Origin of the sequence: Escherichia sp. AM3, from assembly GCF_032029835.1 — a bacterium.
Classification (GTDB): domain Bacteria; phylum Pseudomonadota; class Gammaproteobacteria; order Enterobacterales; family Enterobacteriaceae; genus Escherichia; species Escherichia coli.
In genome coordinates this window covers 1-6,328 of sequence record NZ_JAVUPQ010000106.1, presented here as the reverse complement: position 1 = coordinate 6,328, position 6,328 = coordinate 1, and the positions used below count along the sequence as shown (strand labels likewise).

The window sequence follows — 6,328 nt, the reverse complement described above, 5'->3', positions numbered from 1 at the left end:
CGGTGGAGCTGCATGACAAAGTCATCGGGCATTATCTGAACATAAAACACTATCAATAAGTTGGAGTCATTACCCGAATCCTGGCGCGGATTATGGATTTGTCGGGTAACCAGCAGGGATTGCGTCATCGCCTCACGGACCATGTAATCCGGCAAAAAACCAATTCCTTCACCTAAAATCTGGCACTGACATTTGGTGTTGAAATCTGGCACCAGAATTGACTCCTGCCCGTGCAGCAACCAGCCCACTTTTTTATTAATCGTATGCGCGGTGTCCTCCACCATAATATTAGGGTAGAGACGCAGTTGGCTTTCGGCGATGGGTTCCGGCACAAAGGCTAACGGGTGATCCGGGGCGATAGCAAAAGCCCAGCGAATCGCGCCAATTTCAGTGTAATCAATACCGCCGCCGTCCAGTAGTGTATCGGGTGCGCCGATGGCGATATTGGCCTGATTATTAATAATCGCATCCCAGACGCCGTTATACACTTCGGTGGTGACGGTAATCTGGCAGGTAGGAAACTGCTTTTTCAGCACCTGTAACAAGCGTGCGGTGTGTTTGGGCGTATAAAGCAGCTGATTAATACAAATGCGCACACGCGCTTCTATGCCCTGCGAAATAGTATCGATACTGCGTTTGATGGCATAAAAATCATTCAGCAGGTCGGTAGCTTTGCGGAAAAAATAACGCCCGGACTCCGTTAACTCAATGCTGCGGGTACTGCGAGTGAACAGCACCACATCCAGCCCCGTCTCCATACGCTTAATGGTGTAGCTAATGGCGGAAGTGGTTAAACCCAACTCTTCTGCGGCTTTACTGAAGCTGCCAAAACGCGCAGCGGTAGTAAATGCCAACAGATTCTCTTCGGTAAAAATTGAGTTCATTAAACCATTCTCGCCATTATCTACTATGAATTTCTCCAGCTATGACTGTAGAGGTATCGGTTAAAGATAGATAATCATTTTTGAATAACTTTTAATACCCGTCGCGTTTAGTCGTCGCTTCGCTTAATTTTTGTCCACCATATTCTGAAATTACCCCCACGCAGTTACCCGCCAGAAAACCCAGTAACGTCACCGTCCAGTTCATCCCGCTGGCAAAAAACAGCGTCATGCCGAGAAAGCCACCGGGAATAAAGGACAGTAACCAGAAACGCCCTTGCCAGACCACTACCGCCGAGAAGGGTACGGTAGTAATTACGCTCGCCCAGAACGCGGACAGTCCACTTACAGAGGCCAGCCAACCAGCAGTCAGCGCGGCGAAAAACGCCCACACCATCCCGGAATAATTAACCGCCAGACTTCTGATAAACCCCGATTTACCGCCGCCTGCGGCATAAAAACTGCAAAAGGCGACGAAGCCAATGGTTCCTAATAATTCCCATCCTTGAGAGAGCCCGACATGTGAAGACACTAACTGCCAAAGCCCTGCACAAATACCGACGGTGACACCCGTTGCCGTGAGTCCGTTCATCTTGTTCCCCTCTGGTTAGACATGGACGAAAGCTACTCTTACATGTGCAGACTATAGAGAAATAAAACCTGATTGAGTGAAAGGGTATCGGGTCAAAGAAACAAATATTGCACTACCGCACACTGCGAAAAGATTGTTGAATATTATTCAACAAAAAGGCGAGATACGGCGAATTAAATTTAAGCGGGTTCTTTTATCAGATTATCGTTGCTATTCTCAATTCATCGAAAACAGCCACAAAAACCAGGGGAATGTGAATGAGTATAAAAAATCTACCTGCCGACTATTTATTGGCTGCACAACAGGGTGATATCGATAAAGTAAAAACCTGCCTTGCGCTGGGTGTCGATATTAATACCTGCGATCGTCAGGGGAAAACGGCAATTACGCTGGCAAGTTTATATCAGCAATATGCTTGCGTTCAGGCATTAATTGATGCCGGAGCGGATATTAATAAGCAAGATCATACCTGTTTAAATCCTTTTTTAATTAGCTGTCTGAACGATGATTTAACGCTACTACGAATTATTTTACCGGCTAAACCCGATCTTAATTGCGTAACCCGTTTTGGCGGTGTCGGCCTGACGCCTGCCTGTGAAAAAGGCCATTTAAGTATTGTAAAAGAGCTTTTGGCGCATACGGAGATTAACGTTAACCAGACCAACCATGTAGGCTGGACGCCGCTACTGGAAGCGATTGTGCTTAATGATGGTGGTATTAAACAGCAGGCGATTGTGCAGTTATTGCTGGAACACGGTGCCAGCCCGCATCTGACCGATAAATATGGCAAAACGTCACTGGAACTGGCGCGGGAACGGGGCTTTGAAGAGATTGCGCAGTTACTGATTGCCGCAGGTGCATAAACCGGGAGGCTTGCTATCAACACACCAGAAAGACGGTGTGTGTGGGCGCTAACTGCGGATGCGGATTTTCTGGCGCAGCGGGGGCAAGGACAGGTTGAACAGGTCTTTGCCAGAGCGGTAAATATCGCACTCCCGGCTCGCCAGCAGTTGCTGACGCTGCTTTGTGAAGAGTACGACAATGCGCCAAACAGTTGTCGGTTGGCACTCACTCACTTTGATGATCTGTTCCGGCATGGTGATAAGGTTCAGTTTGACGATCAAGGTATTACGGTTGGTCAACATCTTCATATAGAGATGAGTCGTTGTCGGCGTTGGCTGTCCCCAACCTTGCAAATGACCGCTGTGAATTTTCACCTTATCGCCTGGCTACAGTGGCACGACATTATTCATCAGCACCTGGGGGAAAATGAAACCCTGTTTAATTATCGCGGCGATAATCCGTTTTATCAGGCGTTAAATAAAGAACTACATATTAAACGACGGGCAGTTATTCAGGCCGTAAACGATAAACAAAATATCGCCTCAGCGGTCGCCAGTATGATGGGGTTAGGGATTGGCCTTACGCCATCAGCCGACGATTATTTAACAGGTCTGGCGCTTATTTTATTTATTCCCGGGCATCCGGCGGAAAAATACAAAGAGGAATTTTATCTCGGTCTGCAACGCGGCAAAAATAATACCACATTATTAAGTGCCATAACGCTGGAAGCCGCATTACAACAACGCTGCCGGGAAAATATTCATCGTTTTATTCACAACATTATTTATGACATCCCTGGGAACGCAACTCAGGCAATAGAAAAAATTAAACATATTGGCTCCAGTTCCGGCTGCGACATGCTGTATGGCATGGCCGATGGTTGTGCGCTGAGCCAAACCTACGGAGGGAATTATGTCAGTTAAAATAGTCATTAAACCGAATACCTATTTTGATTCTGTCTCGCTGATGTCTATCTCCACGCGTGCAAATAAACTCGACGGCGTCGAGCAGGCATTTGTGGCGATGGCGACCGAAATGAATAAAGGCGTGCTGAAGAATTTAGGACTGCTGACGCCGGAGCTGGAGCAGGCGAAAAACGGCGACCTGATGATTGTCATCAATGGTAAATCGGGTGCGGACAACGAGCAGTTGCTGGTGGAGATTGAAGAACTGTTCAACACCAAAGCGCAAAGCGGCTCGCACGAGGCGCGTTACGCCACTATTGGCAGCGCCAAAAAGCATATCCCGGAAAGTAACCTGGCGGTGATTTCGGTCAACGGTCTGTTTGCCGCTCGCGAAGCGCGTCAGGCGCTGCAAAACGATCTCAACGTGATGCTGTTTTCCGATAACGTCTCAGTTGAAGATGAACTGGTGCTCAAGCAACTGGCCCACGAAAAAGGGCTGCTGATGATGGGGCCAGACTGTGGCACGGCGATTATCAACGGCGCGGCGCTCTGTTTTGGTAACGCCGTGCGTCGCGGCAACATCGGTATTGTTGGCGCATCCGGCACCGGCAGTCAGGAGTTGAGCGTCCGCATTCATGAATTTGGCGGCGGCGTTTCGCAACTGATTGGCACCGGCGGGCGCGACCTGAGCGAGAAAATCGGCGGCCTGATGATGCTCGACGCCATCGGGATGCTGGAAAACGATCCGCAAACTGAAATCATTGCGCTTATCTCCAAACCGCCTGCGCCTGCGGTGGCCCGCAAAGTGCTGGAACGTGCGCGCGCCTGCCGCAAGCCGGTGGTCGTCTGCTTCCTCGATCGTGGCGAAACGCCAGTGGATGAGCAGGGGCTACAGTTTGCCCGCGGCACCAAAGAGGCAGCGCTAAAAGCGGTGATGCTCTCCGGCGTGAAACAGGAAAATCTCGACCTGCATACGCTTAACCAGCCGTTGATTGCGGATGTGCGTGCGCGTCTGCAACCGCAGCAGAAATACATTCGTGGCCTGTTCTGCGGCGGCACGCTGTGCGACGAAACCATGTTCGCGGTAATGGAAAAACATGGCGATGTCTACAGCAATATCCAGCCCGATCCGGAATTCCGCCTGAAAGATATCAACCGCAGCATCAAACACACCTTCCTCGACTTTGGTGATGACGACTTCACCAACGGCAAGCCGCATCCAATGATTGACCCCACCAACCGCATCAGTCGCTTGATCGAAGAGGCGCGCGATCCAGAAGTGGCGGTGATCGTGATGGATTTTGTGCTCGGATTTGGATCGCATGAAGATCCGGTCGGCTCCACCATCGAGGCGATCAAAGAAGCGAAAGCGATCGCCGCTGCCGAAGGACGCGAGTTGATCATTCTCGCCTATGTGCTGGGTACCGATCTTGATACGCCATCGTTAGAACAACAAAGCCAGATGCTGCTTGATGCCGGAGTGATTCTGGCGAGCAGCAGCACCAATACCGGATTGCTGGCGCGTGAATTTATCTGCAAAGGGGAGGAAGCCTGATGAGCCAGTCACTGTTTAGCCAACCATTGAACGTTATTAACGTCGGCATCGCCATGTTTAGCGATGACCTGAAAAAGCAGCATGTAGAAGTGACTCAACTCGACTGGACGCCGCCGGGGCAGGGCAATATGCAGGTGGTGCAGGCGCTGGATAACATTGCCGATTCGCCGCTGGCGGACAAAATCGCCGCCGCTAACCAGCAGGCGCTGGAGCGTATTATCCAGTCGCATCCGGTGCTGATTGGTTTTGATCAGGCGATTAACGTGGTGCCGGGCATGACGGCGAAAACCATTCTTCACGCCGGGCCGCCGATCACCTGGGAAAAAATGTGCGGCGCGATGAAAGGCGCGGTCACCGGAGCGCTGGTGTTCGAAGGACTGGCGAAAGATCTCGACGAGGCGGCTGAACTGGCGGCTTCCGGGGAGATCACCTTCTCGCCGTGTCACGAGCACGACTGCGTGGGATCGATGGCGGGTGTTACCTCGGCCTCGATGTTTATGCACATCGTAAAAAACAAAACCTACGGCAACATCGCTATTACCAACATGAGCGAGCAGATGGCGAAGATTTTGCGTATGGGCGCTAACGACCAGAGCGTGATTGACCGCCTGAACTGGATGCGTGATGTGCAGGGACCAATACTGCGCGACGCGATGAAAATTATCGGCGAAATCGATCTGCGCTTAATGCTGGCGCAGGCGCTGCATATGGGCGATGAGTGCCATAACCGCAATAACGCCGGGACGACGCTGCTGATTCAGGCGCTGACGCCGGGGATTATTCAGGCGGGTTATTCCGTCGAGCAACAGCGCGAAGTGTTTGAGTTTGTCGCCAGCAGCGACTACTTCTCCGGCCCGACGTGGATGGCGATGTGTAAAGCGGCGATGGATGCGGCGCATGGCATCGAATACAGCACCGTGGTCACCACCATGGCGCGTAACGGCGTCGAGTTCGGCCTGCGGGTCAGCGGCCTGCCGGGGCAATGGTTTACCGGCCCGGCGCAGCAGGTGATCGGCCCGATGTTTGCCGGTTATAAGCCGGAAGATTCGGGGCTGGATATCGGCGACAGCGCCATCACCGAAACCTACGGTATTGGCGGATTTGCTATGGCGACCGCGCCCGCTATCGTCGCGCTGGTGGGCGGCACGGTGGAAGAAGCTATTGATTTCTCCCGTCAGATGCGCGAAATCACCCTCGGTGAAAACCCCAACGTCACCATTCCGCTGCTCGGTTTTATGGGCGTGCCGTCGGCAATCGACATCACCCGCGTGGGTAGCAGCGGCATTCTGCCGGTGATCAACACCGCCATCGCCCATAAAGATGCGGGCGTCGGCATGATTGGCGCGGGCATTGTGCATCCACCTTTTGCCTGCTTCGAGAAAGCCATTCTTGGCTGGTGCGAACGTTACGGCGTCTGACCTACATGTTCATGCCGGATGCGGCGTGAACGCCTTATCCGGCCTACGAATGGCGCAAGAATCTGTAGGCCTGATAAGCGTAGCGCATCAGGCATTTGTCACCATTGCCGGATGCGGCGTGAACGCCTTATCCG

6 protein-coding genes and 1 pseudogene are annotated in these 6,328 nt (G+C 52.0%); 5 read left to right on the top strand and 2 right to left on the bottom strand.

Annotation, left to right across the window (positions count from 1 at the left end; all coding sequences use genetic code 11):
• The first annotated feature begins 2 nt into the window (after positions 1–2).
• Entirely contained in the window at positions 3–59 is a 57-nt protein-coding gene (locus RTW80_RS31625) for an IS1 family transposase (RefSeq protein ID WP_003032489.1), read from the top strand.
• Between the two features lie 15 nt (positions 60–74).
• Here the strand turns inward: RTW80_RS31625 and RTW80_RS21820 are convergent.
• Together RTW80_RS21820 and RTW80_RS21815 are read right to left on the bottom strand one after the other, a co-directional pair.
• A pseudogene (locus RTW80_RS21820) lies at positions 75–884 on the bottom strand (LysR substrate-binding domain-containing protein); the annotation flags it as partial.
• Positions 885–975: 91 nt separating this feature from the next.
• Positions 976–1,473: a DUF1097 domain-containing protein gene (locus tag RTW80_RS21815; protein WP_001013892.1), complete on the bottom strand. Its 498-nt coding sequence runs from the start codon at positions 1,471–1,473 to the stop codon at positions 976–978.
• Between the two features lie 257 nt (positions 1,474–1,730).
• Here RTW80_RS21815 and RTW80_RS21810 point away from each other — a divergent pair, with 257 nt between their 5' ends.
• The 4 genes from RTW80_RS21810 to RTW80_RS21795 are packed head-to-tail and all read left to right on the top strand — an operon-like array spanning position 1,731 to position 6,194.
• Complete coding sequence (locus RTW80_RS21810) at positions 1,731–2,336, top strand: ankyrin repeat domain-containing protein (protein WP_088474721.1); 606 nt, start codon at positions 1,731–1,733, stop codon at positions 2,334–2,336.
• A gap of 39 nt (positions 2,337–2,375) precedes the next feature.
• Positions 2,376–3,239, top strand: coding sequence for a DUF2877 domain-containing protein (locus RTW80_RS21805; RefSeq protein WP_001310582.1), 864 nt, complete (start codon positions 2,376–2,378; stop codon positions 3,237–3,239).
• Positions 3,229–4,776, top strand: coding sequence for an acyl-CoA synthetase FdrA (fdrA, locus tag RTW80_RS21800; protein ID WP_063119082.1), 1,548 nt, complete (start codon positions 3,229–3,231; stop codon positions 4,774–4,776). Before RTW80_RS21805 ends, fdrA begins: the two co-directional genes overlap by 11 nt.
• On the top strand, positions 4,776–6,194 hold the full coding sequence (locus RTW80_RS21795; RefSeq protein ID WP_032247724.1) for a DUF1116 domain-containing protein: 1,419 nt from the start codon (positions 4,776–4,778) through the stop codon (positions 6,192–6,194). Before fdrA ends, RTW80_RS21795 begins: the two co-directional genes overlap by 1 nt.
• Positions 6,195–6,328: the final 134 nt, after the last annotated feature.

Bases quoted from the DNA above. Each gene is read 5' to 3' on its own strand.
- RTW80_RS21810 (WP_088474721.1), top strand. From the start codon at position 1,731: ATGAGTATAAAAAATCTACCTGCCGACTATTTATTGGCTGCACAACAG.
- RTW80_RS21795 (WP_032247724.1), top strand. From the start codon at position 4,776: ATGAGCCAGTCACTGTTTAGCCAACCATTGAACGTTATTAACGTCGGC.
- fdrA (WP_063119082.1), top strand. From the start codon at position 3,229: ATGTCAGTTAAAATAGTCATTAAACCGAATACCTATTTTGATTCTGTC.
- RTW80_RS21815 (WP_001013892.1), bottom strand. From the start codon at position 1,473: ATGAACGGACTCACGGCAACGGGTGTCACCGTCGGTATTTGTGCAGGG.